Below are 22,968 nucleotides of genomic sequence, written 5' to 3' on the forward strand. Positions count from 1 at the left end.
TGTCTCCTCTTGGGTGGGTGGAACGGGAACGGAACGAACAACGAAAACTAGCGGCGTCCGCGCTGCAGGAACGCGACGACGATGATCACGAAGCCCTGGACGGCTGCGTTGAGGTACACGCTGATGATGCTGGTGAGGTTCAGGATGTTGCTGATGACCGAGAGCAAGATCGCGCCCACCACCGTGCCGGTGATGCTGCCCGCGCCGCCCTTCAACGCGGTGCCGCCGACGATCACCGCAGCGATCGCTTCGAGCTCCCACAGCAGGCCCGTGGTCGGCGAGGCCGAGCCCAGGCGCGGCACGTACAGCAGCGTCGCAATGCCCACGCACACGCCGAGCAGCACGTAGGTGAGGATCTTCACGCGGTCGACGTCCACGGCTGCGTAGCGCGCCACCTGCTCGTTGGAACCGATGGCCTGCACGTAGCGCCCGTAGGCCGTGCGGTTCAGGATGACGCCGCCGATGATCGCGACGATCACGAACACCCATACCGGCACCGGGATGCCTCCAAGGCTCGCGTAGTACACCGGCGCATAGAGGTCCGACAGCTCGTTGTCGAGCGTGAGCGCGCCGCCGTCGGCAAAGTACGTGAGGTACGCGCGGAAGATGCCCAGCGTGCCCAGCGTCACGATGAAGGGCTCGATGCGCCCCTTGGTGATGAGCAGGCCATGCGCCAGGCCGAACAGCGCGCCGAGCACCACGGCGAGCACCGCGCCCATCATCACCGCCATCAGCGGCGAGCCCGAGGCGGGGCCGGCCCAGTTGATGAACATGATCACGCTGCCCGCGATGAGCGCGGCCATCGAGCCCACCGACAGGTCGATGCCGCCCGAGATGATCACGAAGCACATGCCCACCGCGATGATGCCGATGAAGGCGGTGCGCGTGAGCACGTTCATCGCGTTGTCGACGGTGGCGAAGTCGCTGTTGAGCAGCGTGCCCGCGATGCACAGCAGCACAAGGCCGATGACCGGGCCCAGGCCGTGCAGGCGCTCGGTCCAGCGCGGCTTGGCCTCGCTGCGGTGCGCTGCTGCGGCCGCTTCAGGCTGCGGTGGAGGTGTCTGCGGTTCCGGTGGCATGAGCGATGAGCTCCTCTTCAGTCAGGTGGGTCGCGTCCAGCGTGGCAACGAGCCGGCCCGCGCGCATCACCGCGACGCGGTGGCACAGGCCGATCAGTTCCATCAGCTCGGACGAGACGACGATCACCGCGAGGCCTTCGCGGGCGAGTCGCTGGATCAGGAAATAGATGTCGCGCTTGGCGCCCACGTCGACACCGCGCGTGGGTTCGTCGAGCACCACCACCTTCGGCTGCGGCTGCAGCACCTTGGCGAGCGCGAGCTTCTGCTGGTTGCCGCCCGACAGCGACGAGGCCCGCACGTCGAGCGAGCCGGTGCGGATGCCGTAGTCCTTCACCGCTTCGCCGAGCGCCGCGCGTTCCGCGTCGGGCTTGAGCCAGGGCTGCGCATAGCGCTCGAGCGCCATCAGCGTGAGGTTCTGGCGCAGGCCGAAGTGCACGTGCAGGCCCTTGCCCTTGCGGTCTTCGCTGAGGTAGGTGAGGCCGTGCTTCGCGGCATCGCGCGGGTTGCGCCAGCCCTTGCCATGCGGCACGGGCTCGCCGCGCATTTCGACCGAGCCGCTGGCGGGGCGCAGCCCGAGCAGGCCTTCGAACAGCTCGGTGCGGCCCGCGCCGACGAGGCCCGCGAAGCCGAGGATCTCGCCGGGGCGCACCTCGAAGCTCGCGTCCTGCGCCCAGCCGGGCACGCTGAAATGGCGCACGCGCAGCGCGGGCGCATCGGCGGCCACGACGAGGTCGCGCGGCGGGTACAGGTCGGCGAGTTCGCGACCCACCATGAGGTTGGCCATCTGCTGGCGCGAGACCTCGGGCGTCGGTGCGCGCGCCACGAAGCGGCCGTCGCGCATCACGATCACCTCGTCGGTGACCTGCTCCACCTCGTCGAGCTTGTGCGAGATGTAGACGATGGTCACGCCGTCGGCACGCAGTTGCGCGATGAGCTTGAACAGGCGCTCGGTTTCGCCGGGCGTGAGCGTGGCGGTGGGCTCGTCCATGACGAGCAGGCGCGCACGGCGGGCGATGGCCTTCGCGATCTCGACGAGCTGCTTCTCGGCGACGATGAGCCGACGTACCTTGGTGCACGGGTCGATGGCCAGGCCCACGGCGGCGAGCGCGGCGGCGGCGTCGCGTTCCATCGCGGCGTCGTCGAGCAGCCAGCCTTTTTTCTTCTCGTGACCCAGGAAGATGTTCTGCGCCACGCTGAGGTCTTCGGCGAGGTTGAACTCCTGGTGGATCAGCACGATGCCCAGCGCCTCGGCATCGCGTGAGCTCGTGAAGCTTTGCGGCTGGCCGTTGATGCGCAGTGTGCCGCTGGTCAGCGACTCGTAGCCCGACAGGATCTTCATCAGCGTGGACTTGCCCGCGCCGTTCTCGCCGAGCAGGCCGTACACGCGCCCCGGCGCGAGCGCAAAGCTCACACCGTGCAGCACCTGCACGGGGCCGAAGGCCTTCACCACGCCGTCGAACTCGACGGCCACGCTGCCCTTGGTTGCCACGGCGTTCGTCATGGCGCCACCCCGCGAGCCTTGAGCGTTTCCTGCATCGCCAGCACGCCCGCGCCGACGAGGCCGCCCTGCGTGCCCAGCGGCGTGTACTGGATCTCGAGGTGCCGCGTCGACAGCGCGAGCGAGCGCTGGTACACGCTCTGGCGCACGGCCGCGAGAAACAACGGCCCGATGCGCGTGATGCCGCCGCCGATGAACACGTGCGACGGATTGAAGAAGTTGACGACCGACGCGAGCATCTGGCCGATCAGGCTGCCCGCGCGCTGGATGATGGCGTTGGCCGCCGGGTCGCCGCCGCGGCTGGCCTGGCCCACGTCGAAGGCATCGATGCGCCCGCGCGTGCGCAGGCACTCGGCCAGCGTTTCGCTTTCGCCGGCTTCGGCCGCCTGCATCGCCATGCGCGTGATCGCAGGGCCGGCCGCCATCGCCTCGACGCAACCCAGGTTGCCGCAGTGGCAGCGCGGGCCTTCCTGGTCGACGCAGATGTGGCCCACGTCGCCGGCCGAGCCGGCGGCGCCGCGGTACACCTCGCCGTGGCAGACGATGCCGCAGCCGATGCCGGTGCCGATCTTGATTACGAGGAAGTTCGAGAGCGAGCGCCGCAGCCGCCACAGCTCGCCGAGCGCCATCAGGTTGACGTCGTTGTCGACGAACACCGGCGCCGCATAGTCCTCGCGCAGGTAGTCGCGGATCGAGAAGCTGTCCCAGGCGGGCATGAGCGGCGGGTTCACGAGCTGGCCGATCTCGAAGTTGACCGGACCGGGCACGCCGATGCCGATGCCCAGGACGTTGCGTGCGCCCTGCCCGCAACGCGCGAGCAGTTCGCGCATGAGCACGCGCACACGGGCCAGCACCACGGCCGGGCCTTCGCGCACGTCGGCGGCTTCTTCGTGCTGGGCCAGCACCGTGAGGTCGGGGCGCAGCACCGCGACGTCGAGGCTGGTGGCGCCGATGTCGATGCCGACGAGCACGCCGAGTTCGGCATTGAGCTGGAGGTTTTCGGCGCGCCGCCCGCCCGAGGAGCGCTGCAGGCCGGCCTCGGCGAGCAGGCCCTGGTCGACGAGGCCGGCGATCAGGCCGTTGGCCTTGCTCTTGGAGAAGCCGAGCTGTTCGGCCATGGCATGGCGCGAGCCGCCGGCCGACCAGAAGGTCGATTCCAGCAACCGCATTTCGTCGGTCGTGATGCCGCTCCAGGGTGCCACGCGTTTGTCTCCGCTCTTTTTGGAAAGGCGCCGGTCGAACGATCGGGTGATCGGCCGCCGGGCGAAGGCGAATACTAGGAGGGCACCTTCAGCCGGGCAAGGCTTAACTTCGACCTATTTCAAATCAAACTTGCCCGCAACCTGGACTGGACGGACGAAAAAAAGCCGCCCGGAGGCGGCTTTCTCGTTGCGTCTGCCCGAAGGCAGAGGCGTTGATTTACTTCTTCTGGCGGTACTTGCGCAGCGCAGCGATCTGCGCAGCCATCACGGCCAGTTCCGACTGCGCCATCGCGATGTCGATGTCGCTCTTCGCGTTCTTCAGCGCTTCCTCGGCGGCGGCCTTGGCATGGTTGGCCTTCTCGTCGTCGAGGTCCTTGCCGCGGATCGCGGTGTCGGACAGCACGGTGACGGCGTCGGGCTGCACTTCGAGAATGCCGCCGGCCACGAAGACGAACTCTTCGCCGCCGTCGGCCGTTTCGATGCGCACGGCACCCGGGCGGATGCGCGTGATCAGTGGCGTGTGACGCGGATAGATGCCGAGCTCACCGGCTTCACCGGGCAGCGCGACGAACGTGGCTTCGCCCGAGAAGATCGACTCTTCCGCGCTGACCACGTCGACGTGAATGGTGTTGGCCATCTGAGTTCCTATGCCGCCTTAGGCGACCTTCTTGGCTTTTTCGAACGCTTCGTCGATGGTGCCAACCATGTAGAACGCTTGTTCCGGCAGGTGGTCGGCTTCGCCGTTCACGATCATCTTGAAGCCGCGGATGGTTTCCGACAGCGGCACGTACTTGCCCGGCGAACCCGTGAACACTTCGGCCACGTGGAACGGCTGCGACAGGAAACGCTGGATCTTGCGGGCGCGGGCCACGGCGAGCTTGTCGTCGGGCGCCAGTTCGTCCATGCCCAGAATCGCGATGATGTCGCGCAGTTCCTTGTAGCGCTGCAGCGTGCCTTGCACCGCGCGGGCCACGTTGTAGTGCTCTTCGCCGACCACGTTCGGGTCGAGCTGGCGCGAGGTCGAGTCCAGCGGGTCCACGGCGGGGTAGATACCGAGCGAAGCGATGTCACGCGACAGCACCACGGTCGAGTCCAAGTGGGCGAAGGTCGTGGCGGGCGACGGGTCGGTCAAGTCGTCGGCAGGGACGTACACGGCCTGGATCGAGGTGATCGAGCCGACCTTGGTCGACGTGATCCGCTCTTGCAGACGGCCCATTTCCTCGGCCAGCGTCGGCTGGTAGCCCACGGCAGAAGGCATGCGGCCCAGCAGTGCCGACACTTCGGTACCGGCCAGCGTGTAGCGGTAGATGTTGTCCACGAAGAACAGCACGTCGCGGCCTTCGTCGCGGAACGACTCGGCGATGGTCAGGCCGGTCAGGGCCACGCGCAGACGGTTGCCCGGGGGCTCGTTCATCTGGCCGTAGACCATGGCGACCTTGGAGTCTTCGAGCTTCTCGAGGTTCACGACGCCGGAGTCGGCCATCTCGTGATAGAAGTCGTTGCCTTCACGGGTACGTTCGCCCACACCAGCGAACACCGACAGACCCGAGTGGGCCTTGGCGATGTTGTTGATGAGTTCCATCATGTTCACGGTCTTGCCCACGCCGGCGCCACCGAACAGGCCCACCTTGCCGCCCTTGGCGAACGGGCACACCAGGTCGATCACCTTGATGCCGGTTTCCAGCAGGTCTTGCGACGGCGACAGTTCGTCGTATGCGGGAGCCTTGCGGTGGATGGAGGCGGTCAGCGTCTGGTCGACCGGACCACGCTCGTCGATGGGCGCGCCCAGCACGTCCATGATGCGGCCCAGCGTCGCCTTGCCCACAGGCACGGTGATGGGGGCTTGCGTGTTGGTCACGATCAGGCCGCGGCGCAGGCCGTCGGAAGAACCCAGCGCAATCGTGCGGACCACGCCGTCGCCGAGCTGCTGCTGGACTTCGAGCGTCAGTGCGCTGCCTTCGAACTTGAGGGCGTCGTAGATCTTGGGCATCTTGTCGCGCGGGAATTCCACGTCGACCACAGCGCCAATACACTGAACGATCTTGCCTTGAACTGCTTCTGCTTGAGCCATGTCTGCTCCGATAAAAATTTAAATCTGTTGAGGTCCGAAGGGCTCAGACACCGGCGGCCGCCGCAGCGCCCGAAACGATTTCCGAGAGCTCCTTGGTGATGCCGGCCTGGCGGGTCTTGTTGTAGACCAGCTTCAGCTCGCTGATCACGTTGCCTGCGTTGTCGGTGGCAGCCTTCATGGCCACCATCCGCGCCGAATGCTCGGACGCCATGTTTTCTGCCACGCCCTGGTAGACCAGCGACTCCACATAGCGAACCAGCAGCTCGTCGATCACGCTTTGCGCATCGGGCTCGTAGATGTAATCCCACGAATGCTGGCCTTCCTCGACTTGCAGCGAGTCAGCGGCCAGCGGCAGCAGCTGCTCGACGAGCGGCTCCTGCTTGATCGTGTTGATGAACTTCGTGTAGCACAGGTACACGGCCGAGAGCTTGCCTTCCGCGTAAGCGTCGAGCAGCGTCTTGACCGGACCGATGAGCTTGTCCAGATGCGGCGTGTCACCCAGGTGGGTGACGTGTGCCACCACGCGGGCGCCGATGCGGTTCAGGAAGCCGAGGCCCTTGCTGCCGATGGCGACCGACTCGATGGCCACGCCAGCGGCCTGCGCTTCGCGCAGCTTGGTCGTCACGGCGCGCAGCAGGTTGGTGTTCAAGCCACCGCACAGGCCCTTGTCGCTCGTCACGATGATGAAGCCGATCGCCTTGGCGTCGTTCTTCTTCATGAAGGCGTGCGTGTACTCGGGATTCGCCTTGCCAAGGTTCGCCGCGATGTTGCGGATCTTCTCGCTGTAGGGGCGGGCGGCACGCATGCGCTCTTGCGCCTTGCGCATCTTGGAAACCGAGACCATTTCCATGGCCTTGGTGATCTTCTTGGTGTTCTCCACCGATTTGATCTTGCCGCGGATTTCCTTACCAGCTGCCATATGAGCTCCTTCTTGCGTCGGTCAAAAGGTCGCTCAGGCGAACGACTTCTTGAACGAGGTGGCTGCGGCCAGCAGTTCGGCTTCGGCGTCCTGGCACACCTTCTTGAAGGCCTGCTTTTCTGCGCTGTCGTCCGGCTTGGCGGGCTTGGCATCCCACTTGGCACCGTTCTTTTCCATGGTCTCGAGCAGCGCAGCGTGGCTGGTCTTCAGGAGCTGGTGGAAGCCGTGTTCGAACGGGAGCACCTTCTTGACTTCGATGTCGTCCATGAAGCCCTTGTTCACTGCGAACAGCGTGGCATTCATCAGCGAGATCGGCAGCGGGCTGTACTGGGTCTGCTTGAGCAGTTCCGTCACGCGCGCACCGCGGTCGAGTTGCTTGCGGGTCGCTTCGTCGAGGTCGGAAGCGAACTGCGCGAACGCGGCCAGTTCACGGTACTGGGCCAGGTCGGTACGGATACCGCCCGACTGGTTCTTGATCAGGTTGGTCTGCGCCGACGAACCCACGCGCGACACCGAGATACCGGCGTTGATGGCGGGACGGATGCCGGCGTTGAACAGGCTGGTTTCCAGGAAGATCTGGCCGTCGGTGATCGAGATCACGTTGGTCGGAACGAAGGCGGACACGTCGCCGGCTTGCGTTTCGATGATCGGGAGGGCCGTCAGCGAACCGGTCTTGCCCTTGACTTCACCCTTGGTGAAGGCTTCGACATAGTCGGCGTTCACGCGGGCTGCGCGCTCGAGCAGACGGCTGTGGAGATAGAACACGTCGCCGGGGTAGGCTTCGCGGCCTGGCGGGCGGCGCAGCAGCAGCGACACCTGACGGTAGGCCACGGCTTGCTTGGACAGGTCGTCATAGACGATCAGGGCGTCCTGGCCGCGGTCGCGGAAGTACTCGCCCATCGTGCAGCCCGAGTAGGCAGACACGTACTGCATGGCAGCCGATTCGGAGGCCGAAGCAGCCACGACGATGGTGTAGTCCATCGCGCCGGCTTGTTCCAGCGAGCGCACCACGTTCTTGATCGACGAAGCCTTCTGGCCGATCGCAACGTAGACGCAGGTCATGTTCTGACCCTTCTGGTTGATGATCGCGTCGATCGCCACGGCGGTCTTGCCGGTCTGGCGGTCGCCGATGATCAGCTCGCGCTGGCCACGGCCGACGGGCACCATCGAGTCGATCGACTTCAGGCCGGTCTGCATCGGCTGGTCGACGGACTTCCGTGCGATCACGCCTGGCGCGACCTTTTCGATCACGTCGGTCATCTTGGCGTTGATCGGACCCTTGCCGTCGATCGGCTGGCCCAGTGCATTCACCACGCGGCCGATGAGCTCGGGGCCCACGGGCACTTCCAGGATGCGGCCCGTGCACTTCACGGTGTCGCCTTCGGAGATGTGCTCGTACTCGCCCAGAATCACGGCGCCGACCGAGTCGCGCTCGAGGTTCAGCGCCAGGCCGAACGACGGGGTGCCGTCAGCCGTGGGCGGGAACTCGAGCATTTCGCCTTGCATCGCGTCCGACAGGCCGTGCACGCGCACGATGCCGTCGGTCACCGAGACCACGGTGCCCTGGTTGCGGATGTCGGCGCTGACGCCAAGGCCTTCGATACGGCTCTTGATCAGTTCGGAAATTTCTGCGGGATTGAGTTGCATGACTCTTTCCTTCTTTCAATAAATAGGGCCAACCGCGGCTCGCCGCCTCAGGCGGTGAGCGCTGCTTTCATTTGTTCGAGACGCGCCTTGACGGAGGTGTCGAGGACTTCGTCCCCCACCACCACACGGATGCCGCCGATCAGCGAAGGATCGGATTCCACACGCGTGTTCAGCGTGCGACCGAAACGGCGTTGCAGCGCGACGGCGACCTCGGCGAGACTCGCCGCGTCGATCGGGAAGGCGCTGTAGATCACCGCGTCGGACGTGCCGCCCTTGGCGTTCTTGAGCTCGCGGTACTGGGCCGCGACTTCGGGCAACGCAGCGAGCCGGCCGTTGTCGATCACCGTGCGCAGGAAGTTCTTGCCGGCGTCCGGCAAGGCTTGCGGCAGCAGACCGGAGATCAGGTCGAAGACCTGTTCCGGCGACACCTTCGGGTCGGCAGCGAACTGCAGGAGCTGGGGATCGGCAGCGAGAGCGGCCAGCTGGCCGATCCAGCCGGCCGTGCCTTCGAGGTCGCTCGAAGTAGCCTCGAAGAGCGCGTCCGCGTAGGGGCGGGCAATGGTCGCAAGTTCGGCCATATCGTCCTCAGAGCTCGGTCTTCAGGCGCTGGAGCAGGTCGGCGTGGACACCGGCATTGACTTCCTTGCGGAGAATCTGCTCGGCACCCTTGACGGCCAGTGCAGCGACCTGCTCACGCAGGGCTTCACGGGCACGCACGGACTGCTGTTCGGCTTCGGCGTGCGCGTCGGCCACGATCTTGTTGGCCTCCACCGTTGCACGGCCCTTGGCCTCTTCGATGATCTGCTGGGCGCGGCGCTCGGCATCGGCCAGGCGGCTGGTGGTCTCGTTGCGAGACTGAACCAGTTCCTGCTCGACGCGCTGGTTGGCGGAAGCGAGTTCAGCCTTGGCCTTCTCGGCGGCCGCCAGGCCCGCAGCGATCTTTTGTGCGCGTTCATCCAAAGCCTTCGCGATGGGCGGCCACACGAATTTCATCGTGAACAGCACCAGCAGCAAGAAGACGATGGCCTGAACGAACAGGGTCGCGTTGATACTCACGGCAACACCTTTCTGGAGTGGCGTTGAACCGGCTTACTTGGGCAGGTTGGCCAGCAGGGTCGCGGCGAACGGGTTGGCGAAGGCGAACAGCAGGGCGATGGCCACGCCGATCAGGAAAGCCGCGTCGATCAGACCAGCCAAGATGAACATCTTGGTCTGCAGGTCGTTCATGAGCTCAGGTTGACGGGCCGACGATTCCAGGAACTTGCCACCCATCAGCGCGATGCCGATGGAAGCACCGATGGCGCCGAGACCGACGATCAGACCACAAGCGAGAGCGACGAGACCGAGAATGTTTTCCATGATGACTCCTTAGAACAGATTTAAAGCAAACGAAAAGAAAAAGGGAAACTCAATGCGCCTCATGCGCCTGGCCCAGATAGATCAGGGTCAGCATCATGAAGATGAAAGCCTGCAGCGTGATCACCAGGATGTGGAAGATCGCCCAGACAGTGCCGGCAATGATGTGCCCGATGGGCAGCAACACACCGGAGAACGAGGCCGCCATGGCACCGCCCATGAGGGCGATGAGCATGAAGACGAGCTCGCCTGCATACATGTTGCCGAACAACCGCATGCCGTGCGAGACCGTCTTGGCCAGGTACTCGATGACCTGCATCAGCAGGTTGATGGGCCACAGCAGAGGGTGGGCACCGAAGGGCGCGGTGATCAGCTCGTGGCCCCAGCCGCCCAGGCCCTTGACCTTGACGCTGTAGAAGAGGCACAGGAGCAGCACGGAAGTCGAAAGACCGAGCGTGGTCGAGAGGTCGGCGGTCGGCACGGCACGCATGTAGGCGTGGTGCGGGTCGTGGCCCAGGGCCGAGTAGACCTGGGTCCAGATGGCCGGCAGCAGGTCGACCGGCAGCATGTCCATCGCGTTCAGCAGGAAGATCCAGACGAACACGGTGAGCGCCAGCGGCGCAATGAACTTGCGGCTCGCGGCGTTGTGAATGTTGGCCTTGGCCTGGTTGTCGACCATCTCGACCAGGATTTCAACCGCCGCCTGGAAACGGCCGGGCACGCCGGGCGTTGCCTTGCGGGCAGCCAGCCACAGCACGAAGCAGCCCAATGCGCCAATGATCAGCGCGTAGAGCACCGAGTCAAGGTTGATGACGTTGAAGTCAACAATGGCGGATTGAACGACGGGCTTGAGGCTCCAGTCGACTTGCCAGTGCTGGAGGTGGTGAACGATGTATTCACTCGCGGTCGGGGCGTGTCCTTCGGCGGCCATCTTTCAGCGTCTCTCTTCCAAAACAGTCAAATCCGGTTCAAAAATTTGGGCCGCACCAACAGTGCCACCCAGTACATCTTCATGGCGACCACCACGCCAGCCACCATGGCCAGCCAGACGAGCCCCCCGATCAGCCACGGCGCCGCAGCCAGCAAGGCAACGGTCAGCGCGATCTTGATCATCTCCCACACAAAAAACCTCAACATGACAGCCTGCGACGGCATGCCCGGTTTGCGCCGGACACCGCGGACAAACAAGGCCGCGGGGATCGCTACTGTCATGGCTCCGTAAAACGCCGAGATTGCAGCCTCGGATCGCGCCGTCCAGATCCACGCCAGGCAAGCTACCACCACACCTGCAGCCACTTGGGCTGCGATCACCCACCAGGGTGACAGCTCGGGGTTTTGCTCGCGCAACTTCTGGGCCTCTTCGGCCGTGAGTGGCTTGAAATCTGATTCTTCGGCGTCAACCTCAGGGACAGGGGCGTTGGTTGTCATTCGAATGCACCCCGTGTTTGTCCCCGGAGAATTTTACAAAGCCATTGATTATAAGTAAAACCTAGCGGGGTCCCGACATAACGTGACACTTCGTCGACAGTTCTGCACCGAGTGTGGCGTCCGCCCATAATTTGCGGATGCAAGACATCACCTCGGCACTGCCCGACACGCCGTGTTTTCTCAACGGCGAATTCACCCCCCTGCGCGACGCGAAGATCAGCGTCCTCGACCGCGGCTTCATCTTCGGCGATGGCATCTACGAAGTCATCCCTGTGTACTTCGGCGTGCCCTTCTGCTTCGACGAACACATCGCGCGCCTCGAGCGTTCGCTGGCCGAGCTGCAGATCGACAACCCCTACACCCGCGACGAATGGCGCGCCATTGCAACGCAGCTTGCCGCGCCGCTGGGCCAAGCACCGCAGGCCGTGTACTTCCAGGTTTCGCGCGGCGTCGCACCACGTGACCACGCCATGGTGCGCGGCCTGCGCCCCACCGTGTTCGCGATGGTGAACCCCCTGCCGCCGGTGGCCGATGCGGTGCGCGCCAAGGGCGTGACCTGCGTCACCGCCGACGACTTCCGCTGGCAGAAGGCCCACATCAAGAGCACCAGCCTGCTGGGCGCGGTGCTCGCGCGGCAGATCAGCGTCGAGGCCGGTGCGACCGAGACCGTGATGTTCCGCGGCGACTGGCTCAGCGAGGCCTCGTCGAGCAACGTGTGGATCGTGAAGGACGGCACGCTCATCGGCCCGCCCAAGGACAACCTCGTGCTGACCGGCATCCGCTACGGCCTGCTCGAGCGCCTGTGCCGGGACAGCGGCATTCCCTTTGCGCTGCGCCGCGTGTCGCGTGACGAGGTGTTCGGCGCCGACGAGCTGTTGCTGTCCTCGGCCACCAAGGAAGTGTTGCCCGTCGTCACACTCGATGGCCAGACCATTGGCAATGGCCGTCCCGGCCCCATCTACCAGAGCTTGTATGCCGCCTACCAACAGGCCAAGCAACGCAACGCTGAGAAGCCAGGAGCCCTTGCATGACCGACAACACCACGCCCCCGACCGACGACACCACGGCCCCGATCCCCGACCCGCGCAAGGAGTCGCTGATCGAGTATCCCTCGCAGTTCCCGATCAAGGTGATGGGCGCCAAGACCGACGGCCTGGTGCACGCCATCACGCAGATCGCCGAGCGCTTCGACCCGGCCTTCGACGCCACCACCGTCGAGCTGCGCGACAGCAAGGCCGGCAACTACCTGGGCGTGACCATCACCGTCACCGCCACCAGCCGCGAGCAGCTCGACGACCTGTACCGCGCGCTGTCGTCGCACCCGTCGGTCAAGGTCGTTCTTTGACCATCGAAGCGCAGTCGCTCGGCCGGGCTGACTACCTCGCCACCTATGCGGCGATGCAGCGCTTCACCCAGGAGCGCACGCCCGAGAGCCCCGATGCGCTATGGATTTGCGAGCACGACCCCGTGTTCACCCAAGGGCTGGCGGGCAAGACCGACCACATCCTGGCCCCCGGCCCGATCCCCGTCGTGCAGACCGACCGGGGCGGCCAAGTCACCTTCCACGGCCCCGGCCAGGTGGTGGCCTACCCGCTCATCGACCTGCGGCGCGCCGGCTACTACGTGAAGGAATACGTCTACCGCATCGAGGAATCGGTGCTGCGCACGCTCGCCCACTTCGGCGTGACCGGCCACCGCGTGGCCGGCGCCCCGGGCATCTACGTGCGCCTGGACGACCCGTTTTCCCATGCCGCACTCACCGGCCCGATGCCCGGCGCCGACCCGTTCCGGGGCCTGGGCAAGATCGCCGCGCTGGGCATCAAGGTGAGCCGCCACGCCACTTACCACGGTGTGTCGCTCAATGTCGCCATGGACCTCGAACCCTTCTCCCGCATCAACCCTTGCGGCTACGCGGGGCTGAAAACGGTCGACCTTTCTACAATCGGCGTCCAAACCACATGGGAAGAAGCTGCCGGCGTGCTGGGCCAGAAGCTCATCACCTTCCTGGCACCGTAGCAATCCAATGAGCACCACCGAAGTCGTCCGCGACGCCCAGAGCGCCGAAAACTACAACCCCCTGGCCAAGCAGAAGGCCGCGGCCAAGCTGTCGCGCATCCCCGTCAAGGTGGTGCAGACCGGCGAAGTGCTCAAGAAGCCCGAGTGGATCCGCGTCAAGGCCGGCAGCCCGACCACGCGCTTCTACGAGATCAAGCAGATCCTGCGCGAAAGCAACCTGCACACGGTCTGCGAAGAAGCCTCGTGCCCGAACATCGGCGAATGCTTCGGCAACGGCACGGCCACCTTCATGATCATGGGCGACAAGTGCACGCGCCGCTGCCCGTTCTGCGACGTGGGCCACGGCCGCCCCGACCCGCTGGACAAGGACGAGCCGCTCAACCTGGCCAAGACCATCGCCAAGCTGCGCCTGAAGTACGTGGTGATCACCAGCGTCGACCGCGACGACCTGCGCGACGGCGGCAGCCAGCACTTCGTCGATTGCATCGCGAACATCCGCGAGCTCTCGCCGATGACGCAGATCGAGATCCTGGTGCCCGACTTCCGCGGCCGCGACGACCGCGCCCTCGAGATCCTCAAGGCCGCCCCGCCCGACGTGATGAACCACAACCTGGAAACCGCGCCGCGCCTGTACAAGGAAGCGCGTCCGGGCAGCGACTACCAGTTCAGCCTGAACCTGCTGAAGAAGTTCAAGGCGCTGCACCCGAACGTGCCGACCAAGAGCGGCATCATGGTCGGCCTGGGCGAGACCGACGAAGAGATCCTGCAGGTGATGCGCGACATGCGCGCCCACGACATCGACATGCTGACCATCGGCCAGTACCTGTCGCCGTCGGGCTCGCACCTGCCGGTGCGCCGCTACGTGCACCCCGACACCTTCAAGATGTTCGAGGAAGAGGCCTACAAGATGGGCTTCAGCCACGCCGCCGTGGGCGCGATGGTGCGCTCCAGCTACCACGCCGACCAGCAGGCGCACGCCGCCGGCGTCTGACGCCCCTGCCCGACCGCCCGCCGCACGCGGGCGTCGGCGCACACCCCTCTGTCCCGACCCCTTCGACCTCGCCCCGCAGCCGTTTCCCGACGGCCGCGGCGACGGTCGCGCGCGCCTGCCGCGCCATCCAAAAAACTGATTAAGACCTTCGGGGGAAATAACCCGGGGTATCAAAAAATTTGCGGCGGCATTCGCTTGCGCCTGCCAAATTCATCCCCTACGCTGACCTCCTGATTTCGCCCGGCCTGGAATTTAAAAACCAGAGCCGACGCGATTTCAAGATCCCTAGGAGGCTTTGACAAGGAAATTGAATTATCAATTTCCAAGGCATTGTTTTGCCCAAAATCAATCAAAACCGCATCGCACAAGGAATTCAGTCGCCACGGCCCGCGCGTTTCCATCTCACGGAGAAACCGGAATGCATGCCCTGCTCGAAGCCATCGATTCGCCCCATTCGCTGCGCCAGCTCGGCGTTGCGCAATTGCCGGGCCTTGCGGATGAATTGCGCGCCTTCATCGTCGACAGCGTGTCCCGCACGGGCGGCCACTTCGCCTCCAACCTGGGCACGGTCGAGCTGACGGTCGCCCTGCACTACGTGTTCGACACCCCGCGCGACCGCATCGTCTGGGATGTGGGCCACCAGAGCTACGCCCACAAGATCCTGACCGGCCGGCGCCAGGCCATGCCCACCTTGCGCCAATTCGGCGGTATTTCCGGATTTCCCCGGCGCACCGAATCCGAACACGATCATTTCGGCACCGCGCATTCCAGCACCTCCATTTCCGCCGCCCTGGGATTTGCACAGGCCGCCCGAATTTCCAATTCGACCGACCACGCCATTGCAGTGATCGGCGACGGCGCTTTGAGCGCCGGCATGGCCTTCGAGGCCATGAACAATACGCAGGCCTGCGGCCGCTTGTTGGTGATATTGAACGACAACGACATGTCGATTTCGCCACCCGTCGGCATGCTGCGCCTTTATCTGGGCGGATTGATTTCAGAACGCGCCTATGCCAGCGCCAATGAAGCCAGCCGGCAAAGATGGCGCGCCATGCGCCCGGCGCTGGCCCCTTGCGAGCCCTCGGAGCTCGGCCTGTCGCCCGCCACCCTGTTCGAGCAGTTCGGCTTCCACTACACCGGCCCCATCGACGGGCACGACCTGGGCGCGCTGATCCCGGCCCTGCAGAAGCTGCAGGCGCAGCCGGGCCCGCAGCTGCTGCACATCGTCACGCAGAAGGGCCACGGCTACCGCCCGGCCGAGCAGGACCCGGTCCTGTACCACGGCCCCGGCAAGTTCGACCCTGCCGCCGGCATCAAGACCGCCCCGGCAGCCGCCCCCGCCAAGCCGACCTACGCCCAGGTCTTCAGCGACTGGCTCTGCGACGAGGCCGAGGCCGATGCGCGCGTGGTCGCCATCACGCCGGCCATGCGCGAGGGCTCGGCCCTGATGGACTTCGAGCGCCGCTTTCCCGAGCGCTACTTCGACGTCGGCATCGCCGAGCAGCACGCCGTGACCTTCGCCGCGGGCCTCGCGGCGGCGGGGATGCGGCCCGTGGTCGCCATCTACTCGACCTTCCTGCAGCGCGCCTACGACCAGCTGATCCACGACGTGGCGCTGCAGAACCTGCCGGTCGTGTTCGCGGTCGACCGCGCCGGCATCGTCGGCGCCGACGGCGCGACGCACATGGGCGCCTTCGACGTCGCCTACCTGCGCTGCATTCCGAACATGGTCGTGATGGCCGCGTCCGACGAGGACGAGTGCCGCCAGATGCTGCACACCGCCCTGCGCCACGACGGCCCGGCCGCCGTGCGCTACCCGCGCGGCGGCGGGCCCGGCGCGCTGCCCGTGCGCGCGCTGCAGCCGCTGCGCATCGGCCGCGGCCAGGTGCGACGCGAGTCGACGCAGCCGATGGGCGCGCGCATCGCCATCCTGGCCTTCGGCACCATGGTCGCGCCCAGCCTGGCCGCCGCCGAGCGGCTCGACGCCACGGTGGCCAACATGCGCTTCGTCAAGCCGCTCGACGCCGAGCTGGTGCTCTCGCTCGCCGAAACGCACGACGTGCTCGTGACCGTCGAAGAAGGCTGCGTGATGGGCGGCGCCGGCGCCGCCTGCCTCGAATCACTCGCCGCGCAGGGCGTGCTGATTCCGTCGCTGCACCTGGGCCTGCCCGACCAGTTCGTCGAGCACGGCGACTGCGCCCGATTGCTCGCCGCCCACGGCCTGGATGCCGACGGGCTGGTGCAGTCGATCCAGGCGTTCTTCGATGCCAACGCCCCCGCGTTCCGCACGGCTCGCATGAGCCTCGTTTCCTGAAACCCACCGTGACCGCCAGCCACAGGAGAACCCGATGAGCACAGCCACCGCACGCCGCATCGACGCGCCCGCCCCGCCTTCGCTTCAAGTGATCCGGGGTGCCGAGGCCAACCCGTACCACGCCAAGGTCGAGTACACCTACCAGGACGACCCCGAGGACTGGCGCAAGGCCATCGGCGAGGACCTGATGTTCCAGTTCGGCGTCTACGACGACCCGCGCTCGGTGCCGCCGATCTCGCTCAACGAATCGGGCCTGCGCTACTTCGACCAGCAGATGGAAATCGCGGGCCTGGACCAGCCCCCGCCCTTTCCCATCCGGCGCATCCTCGACGTGGGCTGCGGCTGGGGCTTCGGCCTGCGCTACCTCGCGGAGCACTTTCCGCAGTGCCGCCAGCTCGACGGCATCAACATCAGCGAGACGCAGCTCGCGCACTGCGCCCGCTACCACGCCCAGCAGCACCTGAGCGACCGCGTGAACCTGTACCTGTGCGATGCGCAGGACGTCGCCCTGCTGCCCAACCCCGACACGCCCTACGACCTGGTGACGATCCGCGGCGTCATCTCGCACTTTCCCAACGACCTGTACGAGCGCTCGATGAAGCAGGTGGCCGCGCGCATGCGCCCGGGGGCCAAGGTCGTCATCTCCGACAACCTCTACAACATCCCGCTGGACAACTACCGCTCCGACATCGAGGACGAGGTCGACCGCCTCGCCTGCAAGCACCGCAAGACACCGGCCTACTTCCGCCGCGTGCTCGAGGAGAGCGGCTTCGTGGTCGAAGACATGCGCGTGCTCCCGCGCAACATCGACGTGGCGCGCTGGTTCACCGACGTGAAGGAAAACATCGAGAAGAACTTCACGCCGGACACCATCCCGCCGCCGCTGGAAGAGCTGCGCGTCATGGCGGTCAGCCTCTCGGTCGCGCTGATCAAGGACAAGTTCTCGACCTACAGCGTCATCGCGCGACGCGTCTGAATTTCCCCCACCAGGAGCGCCCACACCATGCAAGCATCCGCGCAAGCCGTCGGCATCGACGTCATCCACAGCCGCAGCCTCGACCACTACCAGGACAAGATCGAGCAGGTCTACGCCGACACGCCCGACCAGTGGCGCAAGGCGATCGGCAACAAGCTCTGGTACCAGTACGGCGTGTTCGACGACAAGATGGACCCGCACGACCTCCCGCTCGACGCCTCCGGCCGGCGCCACATGGAGCACCAGTTCGAACTCGCCGAACAGGCCGGCGCCGACCTCTCGCCGGCCACCGTGCGCCGCGCGATCGACATCGGCTGCGGCTGGGGCCCGGTGCTGAAGTTCATCGCGCAGCGCTACCCGCAGTGCGCGCGCATCGACGGGGTGAACGTGAGCCGCCCGCAGCTGGAATGCGCGCGCGAACTCATCGCGCACGAGGGCCTGGCCGACCGCGTGCGGCTGTACCAATGCAACGCCAAGGACATCGGCGAGCTGCCCGAGCCGCAGGTGCCTTACGACCTGGCCATCCTGCGCGGCAGCCTGATCCACTTCACGCCCGAGGTGCTGGAGCAGGCCATGGCCTCGCTGTCGGCGCGCATGCGCACGGGCGGCACGGTCATCATTTCGGAGAGCCTCTACAAGGTGGACCTGGCGACCTACAAGTCGCACATCCCGGACAAGGTCGACCGCGCCGCGTCGGGCTACCGCAAGACGCCCGACGGCGTGAAGCAGGTGCTCGAGCGCCACGGCTTCGCGGTGCTCGACCAGCGCGTGCTGCCCTCGAACGCGGAGGTGATCCGCTGGTACGGGCTGGTCAAGGACAACCTGGACGCGCACCACCCGACCAGCAAGACCGCCACGTTCACCGAGCTGCGCGACATCGCGGTGAGCTTCTCGGACGCGCTGGCCAAGGACAAGGCCTCGTCGTTCAGCTTCATTGCGCGGCGGACCTGAGCATGCCCGAACCGACCCCGTTCGCCCAAACCCTGGCCCGCATGCCCGAACTGGGCAGCAAGGTCCATCTCCCCGACCCGGGCCTCACGCTCAAGCCCATCTGGCACCCGCAGAACGACGCCATCGAGGCGCGGCTGGCGGTGGACGACCGGCCCTATGTGCTGGCGCACTTTCGCAGCGAGAAGGCCACGGCCGCCTACCTCGGGCAGCGCGTGCCGGCGTACGGCGGCCTGTGCTACCCGCATGCGAAAGCGGACCGCATCTATTCCGTCATGCGCATGATGAATGCGGGGACCCTGATGGACGATGCCTTCACGCCCCTGGAGCTGAGCGCCGACCAGCGCCCGCGCGACGAACTCCTGCGCCACTACCTCGATGCCCTGGAAGGCATCCTGCCGCCTGCCAGTGCGCCGCTGCCCCGGCTCCTGTTCGACACGCTGCCGCCCATCCAGGCCCAGCTGGCGCCAAAGCCCCGCGTCTGGGAACGCATGAAGGCCGGCATCCGCAGCCAGCTGGTGCGCATGGCCGATCCGCTGGCCTACCAGATGGACACGCTGACGCTGGACGGCTACATGGACCTGCGCCGCGACAACGCGTTCGGCGAGTACCTGACCATGCTGACCGAGTACGCCCTGGACGTGGACATGACCGATGCGCTGGCCGAAGACGCATCGCTGCGCGCGGTCCGCACCGCGGCCATGGACGCGGTCATCCTGGTGAACGACTTCTTCTCGTTCCGCAAGGAGGTGCCGGCGAGGGATTCGCTCAACGCCATGTGGGTGCTGATGCGCGAGGAAGGCCTGGACCTGCAGCAGGCGGTCTACCGCCTGGCCGCGCTGTGCGCGCGCAACGAGCAGGCGCTGATCCGGTCGCGCGACGCGGTGCTCGCCGGCCCCCTTGGGCAGCGCCCCGACGTGCGTGCCTATGTGCGCGAGCTGGAATACATCAGCTCGGGCAACGCGGAGTGGTGCGTCATCACGCGGCGCTACCACCTCTCGGACCAGCGCTTCGTTTCCGGCGAAGTGACCATCGCGGCGGCTCCGACGCTGGACGACATCGTGGCGGCCGACGCGCGCGCCGCCTGACCCTGCGCCACACCGACATCCCCACGCACTTCGATCCATTTCACAGGAGCAGATGCATGAATGCCGTTCTCGAAAGCACCACGCCCGCGGCGCTGGAGCCGCCCCCGAAATTCGTGATCCCCGAGATGTTGAAAGCCATCCGGCCGCGCATCAACACGAGCTACCCCTACATCAAGCGGCTGCATGCGCAATGGCTGTACGAGAACTACGGCAAGCCGGAAGCAGGCAGCCTGCACGGCGCCATCGAGCGCATGGATTCGCTCTACGACGCCAGCGTGTTCCCGGACGGCATTCCGGAGCGGGTCGCGCACCACGCGAGCATCCTGACGCTGATCTTCCAGTGCGACGACCTGACGACCAGCGACCCCGAGCAGTGCGCGAAGATCATCGCCGAAGACCCCGACGCCCACGACGCGCGCGTCATGGAAGGGCTCTGGCAGACCATCCGCCAGCATGCGCCCAGCGACGCGGTGTACCAGCGCCTGCGCGGCCGGTGGACCCGCTGGATGCACCACCTCAAGGTCGAGAAGGAATTTCGCGACAACTGGGCCAACGAGGACATGGAGAGCTTCCTCAAGGTGCGCCTGATGTCCAGCGGCATGCAGCCGTACATCGCCGCCATGGAATACGTGCTGGACATCGACGTGTCCGACCTGATCGAAGACCCCGACATGAAGCGCGCGGTGGACCTCGTCAGCTGGCACTGCGCGTTCACGAACGACGTGTACTCGTATGCCGTCGAGTACTACTCCACCGAGGACACGCTGAGCTCGGTCCTCATCATGCGCAACACCCGCGGCCTCGATGCGCAGCAGGCCATCAGCGCCGTCTGCGAAATGATGGAAGAGATGTACGCGGAGCTGGCCGGCCTGATCGCCCGGCTGCACGAGCGCTACGCCAATCACCCGCTGGGCGCGCGCCTGCACCTGTACCTGGACACCTACCTCCTGATGGTGGTGGGCACGCTGCAGTGGCACATCGAATCGCCGCGCTACGGCGGGCACGGGCACATCTGGAACGGGCTGCCCATGCGGCATGTGGACGTGAGCCTGGCGGGCACCGACAAGATGGAGGGCGCGGGCGCCCCGCAACAGGCACCGGTCGGCTCTGTCTACGTGTCGTAGAGGCCGCGCCATGAAGCTGCCGTACTTCGAGTGCCCCATTCCCAGCGCCATTCATCCCGGGGCGGCGCACGCGGATGCGCAGTCGGTCGCCTGGATGCGGCGCTTCTCCCTGTGCCTGAACGACACCGAACGCGACCGCATGGCCCGCTCCGGCTGCGGCGAACTCGCGGCCCGCATCGTGCCCGATGCCACGCCGCAGACCCTGCAGATCCTGTCGGACTTCTTCATCTGGAACGTCTCGTTCGACGACGAGTACTGCGACGAAGGTCCGCTGAGCCGGCAACCCGGCCGGCTGGCCGGCGTGCTGGCAATGATCCACCGGGCGATCGAGACGCCGGAAGACAGCGCGCAGGTCGACGACCGCTATGCCGCCGCCATGTGCGACATCCGCCGCCGCCTGGACGCGCACGCCACCGCCGACCAGATGGCCCAGTGGCTGGCCGCCATGCGGGGATGGTTCTTTGCCGAGGTCTGGAAGGCGGGCAACGTGGCCTCGGGCCATGTCCCCTCGCTGAACCAGTACGGGCTGCTGCGCCTGTACAGCGGGGGCGGCCTGGCCTTTCCCACGCTGGCCGCGATCGCCGAAGGCTATGCCGTGCCCACCGACCTCCTGGAGGATCGCCGCGTCAGGGCGCTCGCGGAAATGGCGCTCACGCTGGCCACCTGGAGCGCCGACATCGTGTCGTACGAGAAGGAGGTGGCGCGCGAGCAGGGCGGGCACAACCTGATCAGCGTGATCCAGCACGGGTCCCAATGCTCGCCCGCGGCGGCAGGCGCACGGGCCGTCGCCATGTACATGGAGATCATGCAGCTCTTCCTGAGCCTGCGCGGCGAACTCATCGCCGCCGGCACCTCGCCCGCGCTGCAACGCCATGTGCAAAGCCTGGGCCGCATCGTCAGGGCCACGTTCGACTGGTGCCACGGCTCCGAGCGCTACGTGCAGGACGGCGTGCCCGACGGAGCCGGGCCGGAGGGCGCCACACCGTCGAAGGCGGCACCGCCGTCCACCGCCTCCGCCATCCCGTGCATCGCCTGGTGGTGGACGCACGACCCTGCAGCGCAGGAAGCCCGCCGGGGCATGCCGGCCCAGCACGTCTCCGGCCAGGGTGAACGCGCCCGTGCGGGAGCGCTCCCATGAATCCGCCCACGATGCCGCGCGTGATCGATGCGGCCTTCCAGGAAGCAGGCGACCTTGCGCCGCCCGCCGCGGCAAGCTGCGGCCCGGCCGCGCACACCATCGGCCTGCAGCAATTTCGCAGCACCGTGGGCGAAACGCGCCGCCCGCTGCCCTATGCCGAGGGCTGGTTTCTCGGGTGCTTCTCCAGCGAGCTCGCGCGCGGGCAGGTGCTGACGGTTCCGTTCATGGGGCAGGAACTCGTCCTGTACCGCACGCACGCCGGGCTCGCCCGTGTCGTCGAGCCGTACTGCCCGCACCTGGGCGCGCACCTGGGCCACGGCGGCAAGGTCGACGGCGAGAACCTGGTGTGTCCGCTGCACGGGCTGGCCTACGGGCCGGACGGCGGCTGCGTGCGCACCGGGCATGGCGAGCGGCCGCCGCGCGCCGCGCTGACCGCGCGCCACGTCCGGGAAATCGACGGTGCCGTCCTGGTGTGGGTCGACCATGCGGGCCGCCCTCCCCAGTGGGACGTGTCGCATCACGACCTCGGCGACTTTTCTTCCGCCTGCTACATCCGCAAGACGCTGGACGGCTACGCGCACGATGCGGTGGAGAACGGCGCCGACATGGTTCATTTCGGCTGGCTCCACGGGCTCTCGGACATGACCATGTCCCACCGGGCGGAGGACTGCAGGTTCGAGATTTCGCTATCGGCCCGCTGGAAGGGGCTGCACATCCGTGGCGAATTCATGAACTACGGCGTCGGCTATGTGATGGGCTCGTTCGAGATGCCCGACCTGGGCGTGCGGCTGCAGACGCAGGTCTTCTTCACGCAGATCGCACCGCTGAAATGGAAGCTGGCGATCGCGGACCGGCTGCGCATCGTGCGGCTCGGCCGCGCGCCCCGCATGCTGAGGCACGCGATCTACGCCGTGCTCACGCCGATCGCCAGCCGATGGATGCGGTGGTTCATCGAGCCGGACTTTCCGATATGGAATGCCAAGAGTTTCATCAAGCACCCTCGGCTGACCGCGGGCGACAAGACCCTCATCGTCCACCGGCGCTGGGCGTCCCGGTTCTATCCGGGCGGCCTGGTGGACGACCCCGGCGCACTGCATGCGGGAGACCACCATGCCCCTTGACGCCCTGCTGCCGTGCGACGTCCGCGAGGCCCCGGTGCCGCAGGGCGGACCC

24 protein-coding genes are annotated in these 22,968 nt (G+C 66.3%); 11 read left to right on the top strand and 13 right to left on the bottom strand.

Annotated features, from left to right (window positions below):
- Positions 1–47 precede the first annotated feature (47 nt).
- The 12 genes from AC3WQM_RS26830 to AC3WQM_RS26885 all read right to left on the bottom strand — a co-directional run bounded on the left by AC3WQM_RS26830 (position 48) and on the right by AC3WQM_RS26885 (position 11,200).
- Positions 48–1,079: an ABC transporter permease gene (locus AC3WQM_RS26830; RefSeq protein ID WP_492683029.1), complete on the bottom strand. Its 1,032-nt coding sequence runs from the start codon at positions 1,077–1,079 to the stop codon at positions 48–50.
- Positions 1,042–2,580, bottom strand: coding sequence for a sugar ABC transporter ATP-binding protein (locus AC3WQM_RS26835; protein WP_492683031.1), 1,539 nt, complete (start codon positions 2,578–2,580; stop codon positions 1,042–1,044). The genes AC3WQM_RS26830 and AC3WQM_RS26835 overlap by 38 nt, the downstream gene beginning before the upstream one ends.
- Positions 2,577–3,746: an ROK family protein gene (locus AC3WQM_RS26840; RefSeq protein WP_492683114.1), complete on the bottom strand. Its 1,170-nt coding sequence runs from the start codon at positions 3,744–3,746 to the stop codon at positions 2,577–2,579. The genes AC3WQM_RS26835 and AC3WQM_RS26840 overlap by 4 nt, the downstream gene beginning before the upstream one ends.
- 250 nt (positions 3,747–3,996) lie before the next feature.
- Positions 3,997–4,416, bottom strand: coding sequence for a F0F1 ATP synthase subunit epsilon (locus AC3WQM_RS26845; protein ID WP_489062057.1), 420 nt, complete (start codon positions 4,414–4,416; stop codon positions 3,997–3,999).
- A gap of 18 nt (positions 4,417–4,434) precedes the next feature.
- A complete protein-coding gene (gene atpD, locus AC3WQM_RS26850; RefSeq protein WP_062480184.1) occupies positions 4,435–5,850 on the bottom strand; it encodes a F0F1 ATP synthase subunit beta in 1,416 nt (471 codons plus the stop codon).
- Between the two features lie 43 nt (positions 5,851–5,893).
- The gene (gene atpG / locus AC3WQM_RS26855) at positions 5,894–6,769 is read right to left on the bottom strand and encodes a F0F1 ATP synthase subunit gamma (protein WP_489062055.1); all 876 of its coding nucleotides are present in this window, start codon (positions 6,767–6,769) and stop codon (positions 5,894–5,896) included.
- A 33-nt stretch (positions 6,770–6,802) separates the two neighbouring features.
- Positions 6,803–8,416, bottom strand: coding sequence for a F0F1 ATP synthase subunit alpha (gene atpA, locus AC3WQM_RS26860; RefSeq protein WP_095747008.1), 1,614 nt, complete (start codon positions 8,414–8,416; stop codon positions 6,803–6,805).
- A 47-nt stretch (positions 8,417–8,463) separates the two neighbouring features.
- Positions 8,464–8,994: a F0F1 ATP synthase subunit delta gene (locus AC3WQM_RS26865; protein WP_095950109.1), complete on the bottom strand. Its 531-nt coding sequence runs from the start codon at positions 8,992–8,994 to the stop codon at positions 8,464–8,466.
- Between the two features lie 7 nt (positions 8,995–9,001).
- The gene (locus AC3WQM_RS26870) at positions 9,002–9,472 is read right to left on the bottom strand and encodes a F0F1 ATP synthase subunit B (RefSeq protein WP_062480176.1); all 471 of its coding nucleotides are present in this window, start codon (positions 9,470–9,472) and stop codon (positions 9,002–9,004) included.
- Positions 9,473–9,505: 33 nt separating this feature from the next.
- Positions 9,506–9,775 carry a F0F1 ATP synthase subunit C gene (gene atpE / locus AC3WQM_RS26875; RefSeq protein WP_056576471.1) on the bottom strand — a complete coding sequence of 90 codons (270 nt, stop codon included), beginning with the start codon at positions 9,773–9,775 and terminating at the stop codon, positions 9,506–9,508.
- Between the two features lie 49 nt (positions 9,776–9,824).
- A complete protein-coding gene (atpB, locus tag AC3WQM_RS26880) occupies positions 9,825–10,703 on the bottom strand; it encodes a F0F1 ATP synthase subunit A (RefSeq protein ID WP_489062052.1) in 879 nt (292 codons plus the stop codon).
- Between the two features lie 26 nt (positions 10,704–10,729).
- Positions 10,730–11,200 carry an ATP synthase subunit I gene (locus tag AC3WQM_RS26885; RefSeq protein ID WP_056576477.1) on the bottom strand — a complete coding sequence of 157 codons (471 nt, stop codon included), beginning with the start codon at positions 11,198–11,200 and terminating at the stop codon, positions 10,730–10,732.
- A gap of 137 nt (positions 11,201–11,337) precedes the next feature.
- Here AC3WQM_RS26885 and AC3WQM_RS26890 point away from each other — a divergent pair, with 137 nt between their 5' ends.
- Genes AC3WQM_RS26890 through lipA form a run of 4 tightly spaced genes read left to right on the top strand, consistent with a single transcriptional unit; the run spans position 11,338 to position 14,207 of the window.
- A complete protein-coding gene (locus tag AC3WQM_RS26890; RefSeq protein ID WP_492683033.1) occupies positions 11,338–12,231 on the top strand; it encodes a D-amino acid aminotransferase in 894 nt (297 codons plus the stop codon).
- Positions 12,228–12,545, top strand: a complete 318-nt coding sequence (locus AC3WQM_RS26895) for a YbeD family protein (RefSeq protein WP_489062048.1) — start codon at positions 12,228–12,230, stop codon at positions 12,543–12,545. The genes AC3WQM_RS26890 and AC3WQM_RS26895 overlap by 4 nt, the downstream gene beginning before the upstream one ends.
- Positions 12,542–13,216: a lipoyl(octanoyl) transferase LipB gene (gene lipB, locus AC3WQM_RS26900; RefSeq protein WP_153281810.1), complete on the top strand. Its 675-nt coding sequence runs from the start codon at positions 12,542–12,544 to the stop codon at positions 13,214–13,216. Before AC3WQM_RS26895 ends, lipB begins: the two co-directional genes overlap by 4 nt.
- Before the next feature lie 7 nt (positions 13,217–13,223).
- The gene (lipA, locus tag AC3WQM_RS26905; RefSeq protein WP_095747013.1) at positions 13,224–14,207 is read left to right on the top strand and encodes a lipoyl synthase; all 984 of its coding nucleotides are present in this window, start codon (positions 13,224–13,226) and stop codon (positions 14,205–14,207) included.
- A 170-nt stretch (positions 14,208–14,377) separates the two neighbouring features.
- Here the strand turns inward: lipA and AC3WQM_RS26910 are convergent, their stop codons facing one another.
- A complete protein-coding gene (locus tag AC3WQM_RS26910; protein WP_492683035.1) occupies positions 14,378–14,608 on the bottom strand; it encodes a hypothetical protein in 231 nt (76 codons plus the stop codon).
- A gap of 17 nt (positions 14,609–14,625) precedes the next feature.
- Between AC3WQM_RS26910 and dxs the strand changes: the two genes are divergently transcribed.
- From dxs to AC3WQM_RS26945, 7 genes are read left to right on the top strand one after another with little or no spacing between them, the layout of a single operon-like run.
- Positions 14,626–16,521 carry a 1-deoxy-D-xylulose-5-phosphate synthase gene (gene dxs / locus AC3WQM_RS26915; RefSeq protein WP_492683037.1) on the top strand — a complete coding sequence of 632 codons (1,896 nt, stop codon included), beginning with the start codon at positions 14,626–14,628 and terminating at the stop codon, positions 16,519–16,521.
- A 34-nt stretch (positions 16,522–16,555) separates the two neighbouring features.
- Positions 16,556–17,497: an SAM-dependent methyltransferase gene (locus tag AC3WQM_RS26920; protein ID WP_487847394.1), complete on the top strand. Its 942-nt coding sequence runs from the start codon at positions 16,556–16,558 to the stop codon at positions 17,495–17,497.
- Positions 17,498–17,524: 27 nt separating this feature from the next.
- Positions 17,525–18,448, top strand: a complete 924-nt coding sequence (locus tag AC3WQM_RS26925) for an SAM-dependent methyltransferase (protein WP_492683039.1) — start codon at positions 17,525–17,527, stop codon at positions 18,446–18,448.
- A gap of 2 nt (positions 18,449–18,450) precedes the next feature.
- Positions 18,451–19,533: a terpene synthase family protein gene (locus tag AC3WQM_RS26930; RefSeq protein WP_492683041.1), complete on the top strand. Its 1,083-nt coding sequence runs from the start codon at positions 18,451–18,453 to the stop codon at positions 19,531–19,533.
- 56 nt (positions 19,534–19,589) lie between these two features.
- A complete protein-coding gene (locus AC3WQM_RS26935) occupies positions 19,590–20,657 on the top strand; it encodes a terpene synthase family protein (RefSeq protein WP_492683043.1) in 1,068 nt (355 codons plus the stop codon).
- A 10-nt stretch (positions 20,658–20,667) separates the two neighbouring features.
- Positions 20,668–21,795: a terpene synthase family protein gene (locus AC3WQM_RS26940; protein ID WP_492683045.1), complete on the top strand. Its 1,128-nt coding sequence runs from the start codon at positions 20,668–20,670 to the stop codon at positions 21,793–21,795.
- The gene (locus AC3WQM_RS26945; protein WP_492683047.1) at positions 21,792–22,916 is read left to right on the top strand and encodes a Rieske 2Fe-2S domain-containing protein; all 1,125 of its coding nucleotides are present in this window, start codon (positions 21,792–21,794) and stop codon (positions 22,914–22,916) included. The genes AC3WQM_RS26940 and AC3WQM_RS26945 overlap by 4 nt, the downstream gene beginning before the upstream one ends.
- Positions 22,917–22,968: the final 52 nt, after the last annotated feature.

It is taken from the genome of Variovorax sp. FW301-JW7, assembly GCF_058788795.1.

What these genes read in the sequence shown, in the direction of transcription:
- AC3WQM_RS26840 (WP_492683114.1), bottom strand. Translation starts at nt 3,746, where the DNA reads ATGCGGTTGCTGGAATCGACCTTCTGGTCGGCCGGCGGCTCGCGCCAT.
- dxs (WP_492683037.1), top strand. Translation starts at nt 14,626, where the DNA reads ATGCATGCCCTGCTCGAAGCCATCGATTCGCCCCATTCGCTGCGCCAG.
- atpB (WP_489062052.1), bottom strand. Translation starts at nt 10,703, where the DNA reads ATGGCCGCCGAAGGACACGCCCCGACCGCGAGTGAATACATCGTTCAC.
- AC3WQM_RS26890 (WP_492683033.1), top strand. Translation starts at nt 11,338, where the DNA reads ATGCAAGACATCACCTCGGCACTGCCCGACACGCCGTGTTTTCTCAAC.
- lipA (WP_095747013.1), top strand. Translation starts at nt 13,224, where the DNA reads ATGAGCACCACCGAAGTCGTCCGCGACGCCCAGAGCGCCGAAAACTAC.
- AC3WQM_RS26865 (WP_095950109.1), bottom strand. Translation starts at nt 8,994, where the DNA reads ATGGCCGAACTTGCGACCATTGCCCGCCCCTACGCGGACGCGCTCTTC.
- AC3WQM_RS26910 (WP_492683035.1), bottom strand. Translation starts at nt 14,608, where the DNA reads ATGGAAACGCGCGGGCCGTGGCGACTGAATTCCTTGTGCGATGCGGTT.
- AC3WQM_RS26835 (WP_492683031.1), bottom strand. Translation starts at nt 2,580, where the DNA reads ATGACGAACGCCGTGGCAACCAAGGGCAGCGTGGCCGTCGAGTTCGAC.
- AC3WQM_RS26925 (WP_492683039.1), top strand. Translation starts at nt 17,525, where the DNA reads ATGCAAGCATCCGCGCAAGCCGTCGGCATCGACGTCATCCACAGCCGC.
- AC3WQM_RS26885 (WP_056576477.1), bottom strand. Translation starts at nt 11,200, where the DNA reads ATGACAACCAACGCCCCTGTCCCTGAGGTTGACGCCGAAGAATCAGAT.
- atpA (WP_095747008.1), bottom strand. Translation starts at nt 8,416, where the DNA reads ATGCAACTCAATCCCGCAGAAATTTCCGAACTGATCAAGAGCCGTATC.
- atpE (WP_056576471.1), bottom strand. Translation starts at nt 9,775, where the DNA reads ATGGAAAACATTCTCGGTCTCGTCGCTCTCGCTTGTGGTCTGATCGTC.
- AC3WQM_RS26930 (WP_492683041.1), top strand. Translation starts at nt 18,451, where the DNA reads ATGCCCGAACCGACCCCGTTCGCCCAAACCCTGGCCCGCATGCCCGAA.
- AC3WQM_RS26935 (WP_492683043.1), top strand. Translation starts at nt 19,590, where the DNA reads ATGAATGCCGTTCTCGAAAGCACCACGCCCGCGGCGCTGGAGCCGCCC.
- atpD (WP_062480184.1), bottom strand. Translation starts at nt 5,850, where the DNA reads ATGGCTCAAGCAGAAGCAGTTCAAGGCAAGATCGTTCAGTGTATTGGC.
- AC3WQM_RS26830 (WP_492683029.1), bottom strand. Translation starts at nt 1,079, where the DNA reads ATGCCACCGGAACCGCAGACACCTCCACCGCAGCCTGAAGCGGCCGCA.
- AC3WQM_RS26940 (WP_492683045.1), top strand. Translation starts at nt 20,668, where the DNA reads ATGAAGCTGCCGTACTTCGAGTGCCCCATTCCCAGCGCCATTCATCCC.
- AC3WQM_RS26920 (WP_487847394.1), top strand. Translation starts at nt 16,556, where the DNA reads ATGAGCACAGCCACCGCACGCCGCATCGACGCGCCCGCCCCGCCTTCG.
- AC3WQM_RS26895 (WP_489062048.1), top strand. Translation starts at nt 12,228, where the DNA reads ATGACCGACAACACCACGCCCCCGACCGACGACACCACGGCCCCGATC.
- AC3WQM_RS26845 (WP_489062057.1), bottom strand. Translation starts at nt 4,416, where the DNA reads ATGGCCAACACCATTCACGTCGACGTGGTCAGCGCGGAAGAGTCGATC.
- atpG (WP_489062055.1), bottom strand. Translation starts at nt 6,769, where the DNA reads ATGGCAGCTGGTAAGGAAATCCGCGGCAAGATCAAATCGGTGGAGAAC.
- AC3WQM_RS26945 (WP_492683047.1), top strand. Translation starts at nt 21,792, where the DNA reads ATGAATCCGCCCACGATGCCGCGCGTGATCGATGCGGCCTTCCAGGAA.